At 69.4% G+C, this 14052-nt stretch carries 13 protein-coding genes and 1 pseudogene; 9 read left to right on the top strand and 5 right to left on the bottom strand.

Annotated features, from left to right (window positions below; genetic code table 11):
• Positions 1-67 precede the first annotated feature (67 nt).
• The 6 genes from FHW84_RS01110 (at position 68) to FHW84_RS01085 (ending at position 4921) form a co-directional block, all read left to right on the top strand.
• Complete coding sequence (locus FHW84_RS01110; RefSeq protein WP_167252279.1) at positions 68-850, top strand: type II secretion system protein N; 783 nt, start codon at positions 68-70, stop codon at positions 848-850.
• Positions 847-1647, top strand: a complete 801-nt coding sequence (locus FHW84_RS01105) for an inositol monophosphatase family protein (RefSeq protein WP_167252278.1) — start codon at positions 847-849, stop codon at positions 1645-1647. The genes FHW84_RS01110 and FHW84_RS01105 overlap by 4 nt, the downstream gene beginning before the upstream one ends.
• 9 nt (positions 1648-1656) lie before the next feature.
• Positions 1657-2214, top strand: coding sequence for an ADP compounds hydrolase NudE (gene nudE, locus FHW84_RS01100; protein ID WP_167252277.1), 558 nt, complete (start codon positions 1657-1659; stop codon positions 2212-2214).
• On the top strand, positions 2211-3026 hold the full coding sequence (gene cysQ, locus FHW84_RS01095; protein ID WP_167252276.1) for a 3'(2'),5'-bisphosphate nucleotidase CysQ: 816 nt from the start codon (positions 2211-2213) through the stop codon (positions 3024-3026). Before nudE ends, cysQ begins: the two co-directional genes overlap by 4 nt.
• A gap of 4 nt (positions 3027-3030) precedes the next feature.
• Positions 3031-3843, top strand: coding sequence for a nucleoside triphosphate pyrophosphohydrolase (mazG, locus tag FHW84_RS01090; RefSeq protein ID WP_167252275.1), 813 nt, complete (start codon positions 3031-3033; stop codon positions 3841-3843).
• 307 nt (positions 3844-4150) lie between these two features.
• Positions 4151-4921, top strand: a complete 771-nt coding sequence (locus tag FHW84_RS01085; protein WP_167252274.1) for a DUF4097 family beta strand repeat-containing protein — start codon at positions 4151-4153, stop codon at positions 4919-4921.
• A gap of 34 nt (positions 4922-4955) precedes the next feature.
• Here the strand turns inward: FHW84_RS01085 and FHW84_RS01080 are convergent, their stop codons facing one another.
• The 4 genes from FHW84_RS01080 to FHW84_RS01065 all read right to left on the bottom strand — a co-directional run bounded on the left by FHW84_RS01080 (position 4956) and on the right by FHW84_RS01065 (position 10038).
• Positions 4956-6083, bottom strand: a complete 1128-nt coding sequence (locus tag FHW84_RS01080) for an SLC13 family permease (RefSeq protein WP_167252273.1) — start codon at positions 6081-6083, stop codon at positions 4956-4958.
• Positions 6074-6706: a glutathione S-transferase family protein gene (locus tag FHW84_RS01075; protein ID WP_167252272.1), complete on the bottom strand. Its 633-nt coding sequence runs from the start codon at positions 6704-6706 to the stop codon at positions 6074-6076. Before FHW84_RS01075 ends, FHW84_RS01080 begins: the two co-directional genes overlap by 10 nt.
• Positions 6707-6856: 150 nt before the next feature.
• Positions 6857-9337 carry an FtsX-like permease family protein gene (locus FHW84_RS01070; protein WP_167252271.1) on the bottom strand — a complete coding sequence of 827 codons (2481 nt, stop codon included), beginning with the start codon at positions 9335-9337 and terminating at the stop codon, positions 6857-6859.
• A complete protein-coding gene (locus FHW84_RS01065) occupies positions 9334-10038 on the bottom strand; it encodes an ATP-binding cassette domain-containing protein (RefSeq protein WP_167252270.1) in 705 nt (234 codons plus the stop codon). The genes FHW84_RS01070 and FHW84_RS01065 overlap by 4 nt, the downstream gene beginning before the upstream one ends.
• Here FHW84_RS01065 and FHW84_RS01060 point away from each other — a divergent pair.
• From FHW84_RS01060 to FHW84_RS01050, 3 genes and pseudogenes are all read left to right on the top strand, one after another.
• Positions 10037-10669, top strand: coding sequence for an arylesterase (locus FHW84_RS01060; RefSeq protein WP_167252269.1), 633 nt, complete (start codon positions 10037-10039; stop codon positions 10667-10669). The two genes, FHW84_RS01065 and FHW84_RS01060, sit on opposite strands and share 2 nt — an antisense overlap.
• Positions 10670-10778: 109 nt before the next feature.
• Positions 10779-11477, top strand: a pseudogene (locus FHW84_RS01055) (response regulator transcription factor); the annotation flags it as partial.
• 166 nt (positions 11478-11643) lie between these two features.
• Positions 11644-12564, top strand: a complete 921-nt coding sequence (locus FHW84_RS01050) for a HAMP domain-containing sensor histidine kinase (protein ID WP_243867802.1) — start codon at positions 11644-11646, stop codon at positions 12562-12564.
• Positions 12565-12664: 100 nt separating this feature from the next.
• Here the strand turns inward: FHW84_RS01050 and FHW84_RS23435 are convergent, their stop codons facing one another.
• Positions 12665-14020 (bottom strand): 3-oxoacid CoA-transferase, encoded by a 1356-nt coding sequence (locus FHW84_RS23435; protein WP_167252267.1) that lies wholly within the window; start codon positions 14018-14020, stop codon positions 12665-12667.
• Positions 14021-14052: the final 32 nt, after the last annotated feature.

Genomic DNA, 14052 nt, shown 5'->3' with positions numbered 1-14052 from the left:
ATGATCGGGGTTCGGCGCCGGCTGCCTCAAGCCCGCCTGTCCGTTGGAGCTCCCCCTGGAGTCAGATTTGTTGATCCGGTTGCGCACCGTTCTGTTGTTCCTGTTGCTGCTGTGTGCCCTGGCCTGGCTGGTGGCGTACCTGCCGGCAAGCTGGGTGCGGCCGCAGCTGGAGGCGCGCTTGCACGGCCTGCGCCTGGAAGGGCTGAGCGGCACCTTGTGGGACGGCCATGCCGAGCGCGTGCTGGCCCCGAGCGGCGGCGACCTCGGCCAGTTCGACTGGCAGCTGTCGCGCCGTGCCTTGCTGGGCGAGACCCGGCTGGGCGTCGCCTTCCGCGGTCCGTGGGGCCATCTCAGCGGCCAGCTGCGCCAGCTCGAAGGCAAGCGCGAGGAATGGAGCCAGGTGCAGCTGGACGGCGACCTCGCTGCGCTGTCCGCCCGCCTGGCGCCGCAGGCCGCCCGGCTCGATGGCCGCCTCAGCATCGACAACGCCCGCATCGTGCTGCAAGGCCGCTGGCCGGTGGAGCTGGACGCCGCCGCGCAGTGGACCGGCGCGCGCCTGCAGGGCGCGCAGCGCGAGCTCGTCTTCGGCAATCTCCAGCTGCGCGCCAGCGGCACGGCCGGCGTGGTCAACGCCACGCTGGAAGACGACGGCAACGGCCCGCTGCAGCTGACCGGCCATCTGGCGCTGAGTCCGCTGGGCTGGAAATACGACATCAAGGCCAGACCGCGCGAGCCGGATCCGGCATTGCGCGACTGGCTTTCCGGTTTCGGCCGCCTCGCGGCCGACGGCAGCATGCATCTGCAACGCAGCGGCGGCCTGGCCGCCATCATGGGCAAGGGGAAACAATGACTGCACCCGATCTGGCGCGGGCCCTGTCCGCGGCGCGCGAAGCGGCGGAAGCGGCGGCGGAAGTGATCCGCCACTACTGGCGGCGCGGCGTGGACGTGGAGATCAAGAGCGACGCCACTCCGGTCACCATCGCCGACCGCGAAGCGGAACTGGCCATCCGCAAGGTGCTGCAGGCGGCGCTGCCGGAAGCGGCGATCTACGGCGAGGAATTCGGCCTGGACGACAGCGCGCGCGAGCTGCTGTGGCTGGTCGACCCGCTGGACGGCACCAAGAGCTTCGTGCGGCGCACGCCGTTCTTCTCCACCCAGATCGCGCTGATATACCGCGGCGAACTGGTGCTGGGCGTGTCCAGCGCGCCGATCTACGGCGAAACGCTGTGGGCCAGCGCCGGCCATGGCGCCTGGTTCCAGGGTGAGGAGGGACCCGAGCGCGTGCAGGTGGCCGCCACCGACAGCATCGCGCAGGCTTCGATCTCCACCGGCAACATCAAGACGCTGACGCTGGATGCGCGCTGGACGGAGCTCGGCGCGCTGATCCGCGACAGCAACCGCATCCGCGGCTACGGCGATTTCTGCCACTACCACCTGCTGGCGCGCGGCGGGCTGGATCTGGTGATCGAGTCGGACGTGAACATCCTGGACGTGGCCGCACTGGCCGCGATCGTGCGCGAGGCCGGCGGCGTGTTCACCGACCTGGACGGCCAGCCGCTCACGCTGGATACGCGCAGCGTGCTGGCCGGCACGCCGGCCCTGCATGCGCCGGTGCTGGCGCGGTTCCGTGCAACCTTAGAGCGCTAGAATCGAACGATGCCCAAGCCACCCATCATCCATGCCACCCGCGACGTCCACGACAGCCATTTCCTGCGCGTCGAACAGCTGGACCTCGAATTCTCCAACGGCGAGCGCCGCACCTACGAGCGCCTGAAAGGCAGCGGCCTGGGCGCGGTCATCATCGTGCCGATGCAGGACGACGACACCGTGCTGCTGGTACGCGAATACGGCGCCGGCGTCGGCCGCTACGAATTGAGCCTGCCCAAGGGCCGCCTGGACCAGGACGAGACGGTGGAGCAGGGCGCCGACCGCGAGCTGAAGGAAGAAATCGGCTTCGGCGCGCGCAAGCTGAAGATCCTGCACAACCTGTCGCTGTCGCCTTCGTACATGACGCATATGGCGCACGTGGTGCTGGCGCAGGATCTCTATCCGGAGCGCCTGCAAGGCGACGAGCCGGAAGAGCTCGAAGTGGTGCCGTGGAAGCTGTCCAACCTGCACGAGCTGATCGTGCGCGACGACGTTACCGAAGGCCGCTCCATCGCCGCGTTGTTCATGGCCCGCGAGTATCTCGCCGGCCGGTTCAAGCCCGCATGAGCGAGCTGGTTTCCCCGCTGCTGCGGCAGGTCGCGGCGATCGCGCGCGATGCGGCGGCGGCGATCCTCGCCGTGTACGCGCAGGAGTTCGAAGTCCAGCGCAAGGCCGATCACTCGCCGGTAACGGATGCGGACCTCGCCGCGCAGCGCGTGATCGTGGCCGGGCTCGACGCGCTGGAAGAAAAACTGCCGGTGCTGTCCGAGGAATCGCGCATCGCGCCGTGGAGCGAACGCCAGCGCTGGCCGCGCTACTGGCTGGTCGATCCGCTCGACGGCACGCGCGAGTTCGTCAAGCGCAACGGCGAGTTCACCGTGAACATCGCGCTCATCGACGGGCACCAGCCGGTGCTCGGCGTGGTGCTGGCGCCGGTGACCGGCGATCTTTACGCCGCCGAACAAGGCGGCGGCGCGTGGCGGCAGGAAAGCGCGGACGCCGCCTGGACATCCATCGCCACGCGCGCCATCACCGAGCCGCCCGTGGTGGCCGGCAGCCGCTCGCACGGCGGCCACGGCGCCCCCCTGCTGCGCGAACTGCTCGGCGCCGATTTCGTGGAAACGCCGATGGGTTCCTCGCTGAAATTCTGCCTGCTCGCGCGCGGCACGGCGGACGTCTATCTGCGCCGCGGCGCCACCAGCGAGTGGGACACCGCCGCCGCGCAATGCGTGCTGGAGGCGGCCGGCGGCGCGGTGCTGGACCTGGCCGGCCAGCCGCTGCGCTACAACCGCAAGGATTCCCTGCTCAATCCCGAATTCCTCGCCGTGGGCGACACGGCCATCGACTGGACCGCGCGCCTGCGCGCGGCGGACGTCTGACCGCATGAACACAGCCAAGCGCCACAGCCTCGACGACCTGCTCGCCATCATGGCCCGCCTGCGCGACCCGCAGACCGGCTGTCCGTGGGACGTGCAGCAGGACTTCGCCACCATCGCGCCGTACACCATCGAAGAGGCCTACGAAGTGGCCGACGCGATCGACCGCAAGGACTGGCACGACTTGCGCGACGAGCTCGGCGATCTGCTGCTGCAGGTGGTGTTCCATGCGCGCATGGCGCAGGAGCAGGGGCTGTTCGATTTCGCCGACGTGGCGCATGCGATCAGCGACAAGATGATCCGCCGCCATCCGCACGTGTTCGGCGACGTGAGCTATGAAGACGTCGAAGCGCAGAAGGACGCGTGGGAGGCGATCAAGGCCGGGGAGCGCGCGGCCAAGGGCGAGTCGCATGACGACAGCGCGCTGGCCGGCGTGTCGCGCGGCCTGCCGGAATGGAAGCGCGCGCTGAAGCTGCAGCAGCGCGCGGCCAAGGTCGGCTTCGACTGGCCGGACGAGCAGCCGGTGCTGGACAAGCTGGCCGAAGAGCTCGAGGAAGTGCGGGCGGAATTTGCCGCCGGCGCGGACAATGCGCGCCTGCAGGATGAAATCGGCGACGTGGCTTTCGTGCTGGTGAATCTGGCGCGGCATGCGGATGTCGATTTCTCGCAGGCGCTGCGGCATGCGAACGCGAAGTTCGAGCGGCGCTTCCGCGCCATGGAAGATCTCGCGCGCGACGACGGCGTGCCGCTGGCGGGGCGTGACCTGGATGCGCAAGAGGCGCTTTGGCAACGCGTAAAGGCTGGCGAAAGCACCGCGTAGGTTGGGGTGAGCCGCAGGCGAACCCCAACGTGGCGAGGCGTATGAAGGTGCCGGTGTTGGGGTTCGCCTGCGGCTCACCCCAACCTACGACCGGGCGGCCGGGTCCGCAAAATAAAGAGGCGCGAGGTTCTGGGGTCCTCGCGCCTCAAGTTCCATCTCGCTGGGCAAACAGCGGTTCTTGCGTTTTCGTTGTTATTGCGCTGGCAGAACGCCCATGCCAACTGGCGGTTGACCCGCCGGGGCGCCCTTGCAACCTTTTGGCCGGCGGCCGCATCAGAAGGCCGAACGTCCATCAAGGAGCCACCCCATGCGTCACCTCTTCCTAGCCTGCCTCCTGCTGCTGCCGCTCGCCGCGCAGGCCGACGACTGCAAATTCCAGGCCCCGCGCAATCTCCAGCTCGATCTGGGCGGCGTGCGCTCGGTGCAGATCGACCTGCGCAGCCACGACCTGCACCTGCGCGGCGACAGCGGCGCGCGCGGCGGCGAACTCACCGGCCGCGCCTGCGCGTCCAGCCAGGAGCTGCTGGACGACCTGGTGGTCAGCCAGCGCCGCCAGGGCGACGTGCTGATCGTGGAGCTGGGTCGCGAGCACACGCATTGGAGCATCGGCCACAGCTACTCGAACCTCGAGGTCAACCTGAAGCTGCCGCCGGCCATCCCGGTCACCTTGAACGGCGGTTCCGGCGACGCCTGGGTCGAAGGGATGAAGCGGCTCGACGCCCACGTCGGTTCGGGCGACCTGCACGTGAAGGATCTGGACGGCCCGCTCAGCGCCAGCATCGGCTCGGGCGACCTGGATGCCAGCCACGTCGGCAGCATCGAGCTGGGCGCCGTGGGTTCGGGCGACTTCAAGGGCGAGGACATCAAGGGCGACGTGCGCGTGGGCAGCATCGGCTCCGGCGACGTGTCGGTGAACAACGTCGGCGGCAGTGTGCGCGTGGACACGATCGGCTCCGGCGACCTCACCGCGCGCAACGTGGGTGGCGATCTCTCGCTGGGCGCCAAGGGCAGCGGCGACGTGAACTACTCGGGCGTGCGCGGCAAGGTCAACGTGCCGCGCGATCGCGGCGACGACTGATCAGCTGAACCAGCGCGTCAGCTGAAACAGCGCGTCAGCTGAACCAGCGCGCCGCGAGGTAAACCAGCGGCGCGCACACCAGCAGAAACGGGATCGACACCCGATGGAACAGCCGCAGCCCCTGCGGCTGTTTCGCCAGGCGCAAGGCGATCAGGTTCGCCAGCGAACCGATCGCCACGCCGAAGCCGCCCACGTTCGCCGCCACCGCCAGCGCCATGGCATCCGGTGCGCGTTCCAGCAGCAGCACCGTGGCGGGCACGTTGCTGATCAGCTGCGAAGCGAGGATGCCGCTGGCGTAGAGATGCAGCGGCTGGTTCAAGTCCACCGCACTCATCAGCTGCCCCACCCAGGGCAGCGCGGCGAAATGGCCCAGGCCCAGGAAGATCGCGGCGAAGGTGGCCAGCAGCAGCCAGTCGATGCGCAGCAGCAGGCGCCAGTCCAGCAGCGCGAACGGAATCAGCAGCAACAAGGCGCCGATGGTGGCGTGGCCGTGCTCCATCATCAGCACCATCATCGCCAGCGCCACGATCGACAGCCCCGCCTGCGTGGCGGACACGGCATGGCCGTCGACCTGCTCGGCGTGCAGTTCCACCTTTTCGCGCGGCAGCCAGCACCAGGCCAGCAGCGCCACCAGGGCGAACATGGTGGCCGCGGCCGGCAGCATGCTGCCGACGAACTGCATAAAGGGCAGGCGCAGGTATTGCCATACCAGCAGGTTCTGCGGATTGCCGATCGGGCTGAGCGTGGAGCCCGCGTTGACCGCCAGCGCTTCCAGGATCACCAGCCGCAGCACCGGCAGGTTGGAGATGCCGCCGGCCGCCACCGTGAGCGGCACGATCAGGAACAGGCTCACGTCGTTGGTCAGCACCATCGACAGCAGCGCGGTGATGCTCACCAGCAGCAGGCCCAGTGCACGCTGCGAATGCATGCGCGCCACCAGCAGGCCGGCCAGGTGCTGCACCAGGCCGCTGTCGCGGATGCCCTGAATCGCAATCATCAAACCCAGCAGGCCGGCGATGGTGGGCAGCTGCAGCCAGCGTTCGTACTTGCTCCACGGCTGCGGATCGGCCAGCGCCAGCAGCAGCGCCAGCAGGGTGAAGGCGACGAGCAGCCATTCGTCCTTGAGGCGCTGGCGCCAGGTTTTGCCGGCGCTTACTGCCATTCGGTGAGGCCTTCCAGCTCGTAGAGTTTTTTCCAGCTCGGACGCGCGCGCACCAGGTCGGCCAGGCGCTTGAGCGCGGGCCATCCGGTGGCCGGCCGCGGCATGTTGCGCGACCAGCGAAGCAGCATGGTCAGCATCAGGTCGGCGCCGCTGAACTGCTCGCCGAGCAGATATGGCCCGTGCGCCGCGAGCTGCGCGTCGAGGCGGTCCCACACGCTTTCGATGCGCCGCTGGATCGCCGCGCGGATCGCCGCCGGGTGTTCGTCGTAGCCCAGCTCGTGCGGGTAGAACCACAGCCGGTAGGCCGACATCAGCGTATTGCTCAGATACACCACCCACTGCTGCCAGGCCTCGCGCTCGGGCGTGCCGGCGGGCGGGATCAGGTTCGCTTCCGGGTGGCGCTCGGCCAGCATCAGCAGCAGCGCGCCGGATTCGAAGCGCACGGTGCCGTCGATGGTCAGCGCCGGTACGGTGCCGCCGGGATTGAGCTTGAGGTATTCGGGCGAGTGCTGCGCGTCGCGCTCGAAATCGACCAGCTCCAGATGGTACGGCGCGCCGATTTCCAGCAGGGCCAGATGCACGACCATGCTGGCGGTGCCGGGGGAGTAGTAGAGCGTGTACATGGGAAGGCCCTGATGTGGACCCTGCGATCTTAGCCGCCAGCGCTCACCGTAGGTTGGGGTGAGCCAAAGGCGAACCCCAACATGGCCACGCTGGGACGCATCGCATGTTGGGGTTCGCCTGCGGCTCACCCCAACCTACGTCATGCGCCGTCACGACTCCCGCAACAGCTGCATCGGCGAGGTACGCGTGACTTTGCGCGTGCCGGCCAGCCCCAGCAGCATCACCGCGATGGCGGCGGCCAGCGCCGCCAGCAGCAGCGGCCCCAGCGGCGGCACGAAGCCTTCGATGCGGAACACCGCGCGCCCCATCCACCAGCCAGCGCCGGCGGCGCCGAACGCCGCGGTGAGGCCGGCGACCAGGCCGAGCAGGGCGAACTCGCAGGCCGCCGCCGCGCGCAGCTGTCCGCGGCGCGCGCCCAGGGTGCGCAGCAGCGCCGCTTCGTGGCGCCGCTCCGCCGCGCTGGCGGCCAGGGCCGCGGCCAGCACCAGCGCGCCGGCCAGCAGGCTGAAGGCCAGCACCCAGCGCACCGCGTGGCTCACGCGGTCGACGATGTCGCGCACGCGGTCGAGCAGGGCGTCCACGTCGATCAGGCTGAGGTTGCCGAAATCACGCGACAGCCGGGCCATCGCTTCCGTGTTGCCGCGCGGCACGTAGAAGCTGGCGATCCAGGTGTGCGGCAGCTCCTTCGCGTGCGCGGGGTCGAGCAGCAGGAAGAAGTTCACGCGGAACGAACTCCAGTCCACCTGCCGCACGCTGGCCACGCGCGCCTGCACCGTGCCTTCGCCGACGTTGAAGCTCATGGTGTCGCCGATCTTCAGGCCGAACATGTCACGCCACATGGTGTCGACGGAGACTTCGGCCACCGCGGGACTGGGGCCGTTCCACGCGCCGGCCACCACGCGGTTGGAAGGCGGCAGCTCGTCGGTCCACGACAGGCGCAGCTGGCGGTCGCTCCAGTCCTTGGCGCGCTCGTCCTGGAATTTCAGCTGGTCGATCGGGCGGCCGTTGATGGCGGTGAGCTTGCCCACCGCCAGCGGCAGCATGTTGAGCTGCTGCGCGCCGAGCTTGCCCAGCGCCTGCTCGAAGCCAGGGCGCTGGTCGTCCTGCAGGTTCAGTACGAACCAGTTCGGCGTGTCGGACGGCAGCTCGCGGCGCCAGCCTTCCAGCAGCGCGGGCGCCACGATCGCCAGCAGCAGCAGCGCGACCAGGCCCAGGCTCAGCGCCGTGGCCTGCAGCAGGCTCATGCCGCGGCGGCGCGCCAGCGCGGCCAGGCCCAGGCGCAGGGCCGGATGCGCGCCGGGCGCGACGCGCCGCGCGAACCACAGCAGCGCCGCCGCCAGCAGCGCGGCCACCGCGGCCACGCCGGCCAGGCTGGCGGCGAGGATGCCGGCCATGCGCGCCGAGCCGCTCTGGCTCCAGATCAGCGCCAGCGCCACCAGCACGGGGATGAAATACAGCGCGTCGAAGCGGCGCACGCGGCGCGCCATGCTCTCGCGGAACACCGCCACCGGCGGCACTTCGGCCAGCCGCGCCAGCGGCGGCAGGGCGAAGCCGGCCAGCACCGCCACGCCCATCGCCGCGGCGGCGAAGGCCGGACCCAGCGGCAGTTCCACCGGCACGCTGGTGAACAGCGTGCTGGCGAACGACCACGCCGCCTGCGCGATGCCCAGCGCCAGCGCCACGCCCAGCAGCGAAGCCGGCACCGCCAGCGCGCCCAGCGTGCCCAGCAGCAGGCCGAGCACGCGCCGGCGCGGCGTGCCCAGGGCGCGCAGCAGGGCGACTTCAGTGGTCTTGCGCCGCGCATAGCGCTGCGCGGCCAGCGCGATCGCCACGCCGGCCAGCAGGGCCGAGAGCAAGGCGGTCAGGCGCAGGAAGGCGCTGGCGCGGTCGAACGCGCTGCGCATGCGTTCCTGGGTCTGCTCCGGGGTGATCAGCTCGGCGCCCTGCGGCAGCTTCTGCGCCTGCGCCCAGCTGCGCCAGCGCGCCACCTGGGAGGGTTCGCCGGCCACCAGCAGGCGATGCCGCGCGCGGCTGCCGGCGCCGAGCAGGCCGGCCTGTTCGGCATCGGCCAGATTCATGATGGCGCGCGGAGCCAGCGCGAACAGCTCGCCGCCGTCGGGCTGGCGCAGCAGTTCGGCGGCGATGCGCAGGTCGCGTCCGCCGACCTGCACGCTGTCGCCGGGCTTCAGGCTGAGCGCGACCAGGGCGCGGTGGTCCAGGTACACCTCGCCCTGCGCCGGCCCATGGCCGATGTAGTCGCCGCGGGCGGCGCGCAGTTCCAGCTGGCCGCGCAGCGGGTAGGCCGCGTCGGCGGCCTGCACATCGAGCAATTGGCTTTGTTCGTGGGCGAAGGCCACGCTGGGGAAGCCGGCGCCCTGGGTGATCGACAGGCCCTCGTCGCGGGCCTGCGCGGCGTAGGTGTCCGGCAGGTGCTGCGGCGAGCCGATGCCCAGGTCGCCGCCGATCAGCTCGGCCGCATTGGCCAGCATGCCGCGCTCGATGCGCGTGGCCAGGGTGGCCACCACGCCCAGCGCCACCACTGCCAGGGTGAGCGAAGCGGCCAGCGTGCGCAGTTCCGGCAGATGCCATTCGCGCACCAGGCTGCGCAGGGCCAGGCGCAGCAGCCTCATGCGGTGAGCTCCGCCGGGCCGCGGGCGATCACCCGGCCTTCGTGCAGTTCCACCCGGCGCTGGCAGCGTTCGGCCAGCAGCGGGTCGTGGGTGACCAGCACCAGGGTGGTGCGGTGGTCGCGGTTGAGCGCGAACAGCAGGTCGCTGACGTGGTGGCCGGTGCGCTGGTCCAGGTTGCCGGTGGGTTCGTCGGCGAACAGCAGGCGCGGGCCGTGCACGAAGGCGCGCGCGATCGCCACGCGCTGCTGCTCGCCGCCGGAGAGCTGCGCCGGGTAATGCCGGCGGCGCGCCGACAGGCCGACGGCTTCCAGCGCCTCGCGGGCGCGCGGGCGGGCGTCGTCGCGGCCTTCCAGCTCCAGCGGCAGCATCACGTTTTCCTCGGCGGTCAGCGCCGGCAGCAGGTGGAACGACTGGAACACGAAGCCGACCAGGCGCCGGCGCAGGTCGGCGCGGGCTTCCTCGTCCAGGCTTTCCAGCGCGTTGCCGTCCAGGCCGACGTGGCCGCTGCTGGGCACGTCCAGGCCGGCCAGCAGGCCCAGCAGGGTGGTCTTGCCGGAGCCGGAGGCGCCGACGATGGCGAAGCTCTCGCCGCCGCGCACCTGCAGGCTGACCCCGCGCAGGATGTCCAGCTGCCCCTCGGGGCCGCGCACCGACTTGCTAACATCGCGGGCTTCGAGAAGCGGACGGGAAATTTCGCTCATGCGTCGGATCCTTTGGCTGGTGCTGCTGTGGCTGGGCTGCGCGGGCGCCGCAATGGCGGCAGACAAGCCCGGTACGGTGCTGGTCCTGGGCGATTCGCTCTCCGCCGCGCACAACATTGCGGCGGCCCAGGGCTGGGTGCATCTGCTGGAAGTACGTCTGGGCGACATGGAGCCGGGCTGGACGGCGATCAATGCCAGCATCAGCGGCGAAACCTCGCTCAGCGGCCGCAACCGCCTGCCGGCCCTGCTGGAGAAATACCACCCGGGCGTGGTGGTGCTGGAACTGGGCGCCAACGACGGCCTGCGCGGCCTGCCGCTGCCGGCGCTGCGGGAAAACCTGGCGGCGATGGTCGACGCGGCGCAGAAGTCCGGCGCCCGCGTACTGCTGCTGGGCATCGAGCTGCCGGTGAACTATGGGCCGCAGTACCGCGACGGGCTGCGTGCGATCTATGCGGACCTGGCCCGGGACAAGCACACCGCCCTGGTGCCTTTCCTGCTCGAAGGCGTGGCCCTCGATCCGTCGCTGATGCAGGATGACGGCCTGCATCCCACCGCCGCCGGCGAGCCGAAGGTGCTGGACAACGTCTGGAAAGCCTTGCATCCGCTGCTGCAGGGAAGTCCCAAAAAGTGAACCTGTAGCCTTTTTGCGTCATTCGCTGAACGAATACGAAAACGTTTCACACCCTACTCACCGGCCGCGAAGTTAGCTTTCACCAATGTGAAGTGCTAGGAGGTAAAGGATGAGTTCTCGCGACGAACAATCTGGTCTGATCCTGTTGGTAGAGGACAACCGGCAGATCGCCGAAATGGTCGGCGAATTCCTGGAGCGCCGTGGCTACTCGGTCGACTACGCCTCCGACGGCGTCAGCGCCCTGCATCTGGCGGTGACCAACAGCTACGACGTGGTGGTGCTGGATCTGATGCTGCCGGGCATGGATGGCCTGGAGGTGTGCCGCAAGCTGCGCAAGGAAGCGAAGAAGTCGACGCCGGTGCTGATGCTGACCGCGCGCGACACCCTCGAGGACAAGCTGGTCGGCCTGGAATCCGGCGCCGACGATTACCTGGTCAAGCCCTTCGAAGTGCGCGAACTGGAAGCGCGCCTGCGCGCCCTGATCCGCCGCGACCGCCGCCAGGTTTCCACCGAAGTGCTCACCGTCGGCGACATGACGCTGGACACCGCCACGCTGCGCCTGACCCGCGCGGGCAAGGAACTGACCGTCTCGCCGATCGGCCTGAAGCTGCTGGCGATCCTGATGCGCGAATCGCCGCGCGTGGTGAGCCGCCGCGACATCGAGCGCGAGATCTGGGGCGACACGCTGCCCGATTCGGACACGCTGCGCTCGCACCTGTACAACCTGCGCCGGGTGATCGACAAACCCTTCGACCGCGCGCTGCTGCACACCATCCATTCCGCCGGCTATCGCCTGGCCGACCTGGATGCGGAAACCCCGGGCTCGAAGTCCGGCCTGGACCTGCCGCGTTCGCCGCTGGATGCGGAAGGGCATTCGTCCAAGAACCAGGTGGCCTTCCTGAAGTAACCCGATGGCCGCATCGTTTTCACCACCAGCGACGGAAGGCTCCCGCCGCGGCGCCTTCCATCGCCGCATGGCCTGGCTTTTCGGCCTGCAGACGGTGGCGGTGGCCGCACTGTGCGTGCTGGGCGTGACCCAGGTTCTGCCGGCGCTGGCGGTGCTGGGCCTGATCGTGGTGCTCGGCGCGCTGGGCTGGCTGATCGCGCGGCGCCAGTGGCGCCAGGTGCGGCGGCTGGCCAAGGCGGTGAGCAGCTGGGACGAGCGCAAGGCCGATATCGGCGAATGGACGCCGGGCGAATTGCCCAGCCGCGCGGATGCGGACGTGGCGGCGCTGGCCGAAGGCCTGTACGGCTTCGCCCACCGCATCGCCGGCTACAACCAGCGCGAGCGCAACTTCACCCGCGACGCCAGCCACGAGCTGCGCAGCCCGCTCACGGTGATCAAGATGTCGGCCGACATGCTGGCGGACGAACCCACCCTGGGCGAGTTCGGCCAGCGCTCCGTGCAGCGCATCAAGCGCGCCACGCGCGAGATGGAAGCGCTGGTGGAAGCCCTGCTGATCCTGGCGCGCGAGTCCGACAAGGGCCTGACCGAAGAAGACTTCGTGGTCAACGACGTGCTGGAACGCGAACTGCGCGACGTGCGCGAACTGCTGGAAGGCCGCCCGGTGACGCTGCGCCTGGACGAGCCCGCGCGCTTCGCCCTGCACGGTTCGCCGCGGGTATTCGCCGTGCTGTGCTGGCAGCTGATCCGCAATGCCTGCCAGCAGGCGGAGGAAGGCACCATCGTGATCACCGTGCATCCCGGCGCGGTGACGGTGACCAACCGCGTGGAGATGGGGCCGGATGGCGTGGACCGCCACGGTTTCGAACTGGCCATCGCGCAGCGCATCAGCGAGCGCTTCGCCTGGCCGCTGGAACTGCAGACGCGCGACGGCAACCAGCACGTGGCGCGCATCCGCTTTCCGCAGCCGCTGCCGGCGAGCGCCGCGTAGGTTGGGGTGAGCCGCAGGCGAACCCCGACATCGGTATATCGGTGCGTTGCGTATCGTTGGGGTTCGCCTGCGGCTCACCCCAACCTACGCCGGCGGAGCATCAGCCCAAGGTCGACGCCACCGCGAAATCGCAGCCCGTCTTCGCCTTCACCTCTTCCACCGTCACGCCTTCCTGCAGTTCGATCAGGGTCAGGCCCTTGCCTTTCTCCACTTCGAACACGCACAGGTCGGTGATGATCAGGTCCACCACCTGCTTGCCAGTGAGCGGCAGATCGCATTCGTTCTTGATCTTCGGCGTGCCGTCCTTCGCGGTGTGCTCCATCAGCACCACCACGCGCTTGACGCCGCTGACCAGGTCCATGGCGCCGCCGGGGCCCTTGACCATCTTGCCCGGCACCATCCAGTTGGCCAGGTCGCCGGTGCAGGAGACTTCCAGGCCGCCCAGGATCGACAGGTCGATATGGCCGCCGCGGATCATCGCGAACGATTCGGCGCTGGAGAAGAAGCTCGAGCCGGGCAGGGTGGTGATGGTCTGCTTGCCGGCGTTGATCAGGTCGGGGTCGACGTGCGCGTCGTCCGGGAACGGGCCGATGCCGAGCAGGCCGTTCTCCGACTGCAGGGTGACGTCGATGCCTTCCGGAATGAAGTTGGCGACGAGGGTTGGAATGCCGATGCCCAGGTTCACGTAGAAGCCGTCGCGCAGTTCCTTCGCCGCGCGCTGCGCCATGGCGGTGCGCAGCGGGCTTTCCTTGCCGGTGTTGGCGCCGGCGACGGTGCGGAACTCGATGCGCTTCTCGTACGAGGGGCCCTGGATGATGCGGTCGACGTAGATGCCCGGCACGTGGATCTGGTCCGGCTCCAGCATGCCGACTTCGACCAGCTCTTCCACCTCGGCCACGCAGATCTTGCCGCAGGTGGCGATCATCGGATTGAAGTTGCGCGCGGTCTTGCGGAACACCAGGTTGCCCAGGCGGTCGCCCTTCCACGCCTTGACGATGGAAAGGTCGGCGTGGATGGCTTCTTCCAGCACGTATTCCTTGCCGTCGAAGATCTTGGTTTCCTTGCCTTCGGCCAGCTTGGTGCCGAACGCGGTGCGCGTGTAGAAGCCGGGAATGCCGGCGCCGCCGGCGCGCAGCTTCTCGGCCAGGGTGCCCTGCGGCACCAGGTGCAGTTCCAGTTCGCCGGCCAGCACCTGGCGCTCGAATTCCTTGTTCTCGCCCACGTACGAGGCATACACGCGCTTGACCTGGCGGGTCTTCAGCAGCGGACCCATGCCGAAATCGTCCACGCCCGCGTTGTTGCCGACGATGGTCAGCCCCTTGGTGCCCTTGGCGAGCAGGGCGGCGATCAGGTTCTCGGGGATGCCGCACAGGCCGAAGCCGCCGGCGGCGATGGTCATGTCGTCGAACAGCAGACCGTCCAGGGCCTGCGCCGCGCTTGCATAAACCTTGTCCATTGCGATGCCTTCTAGCAGGGAGAGCCAGCTGC

This window comes from Dyella sp. SG562, assembly GCF_011759495.1.
Taxonomy (GTDB): domain Bacteria; phylum Pseudomonadota; class Gammaproteobacteria; order Xanthomonadales; family Rhodanobacteraceae; genus Dyella_D; species Dyella_D marensis.
This window is presented reverse-complemented; position numbering and strand designations above follow the sequence as displayed.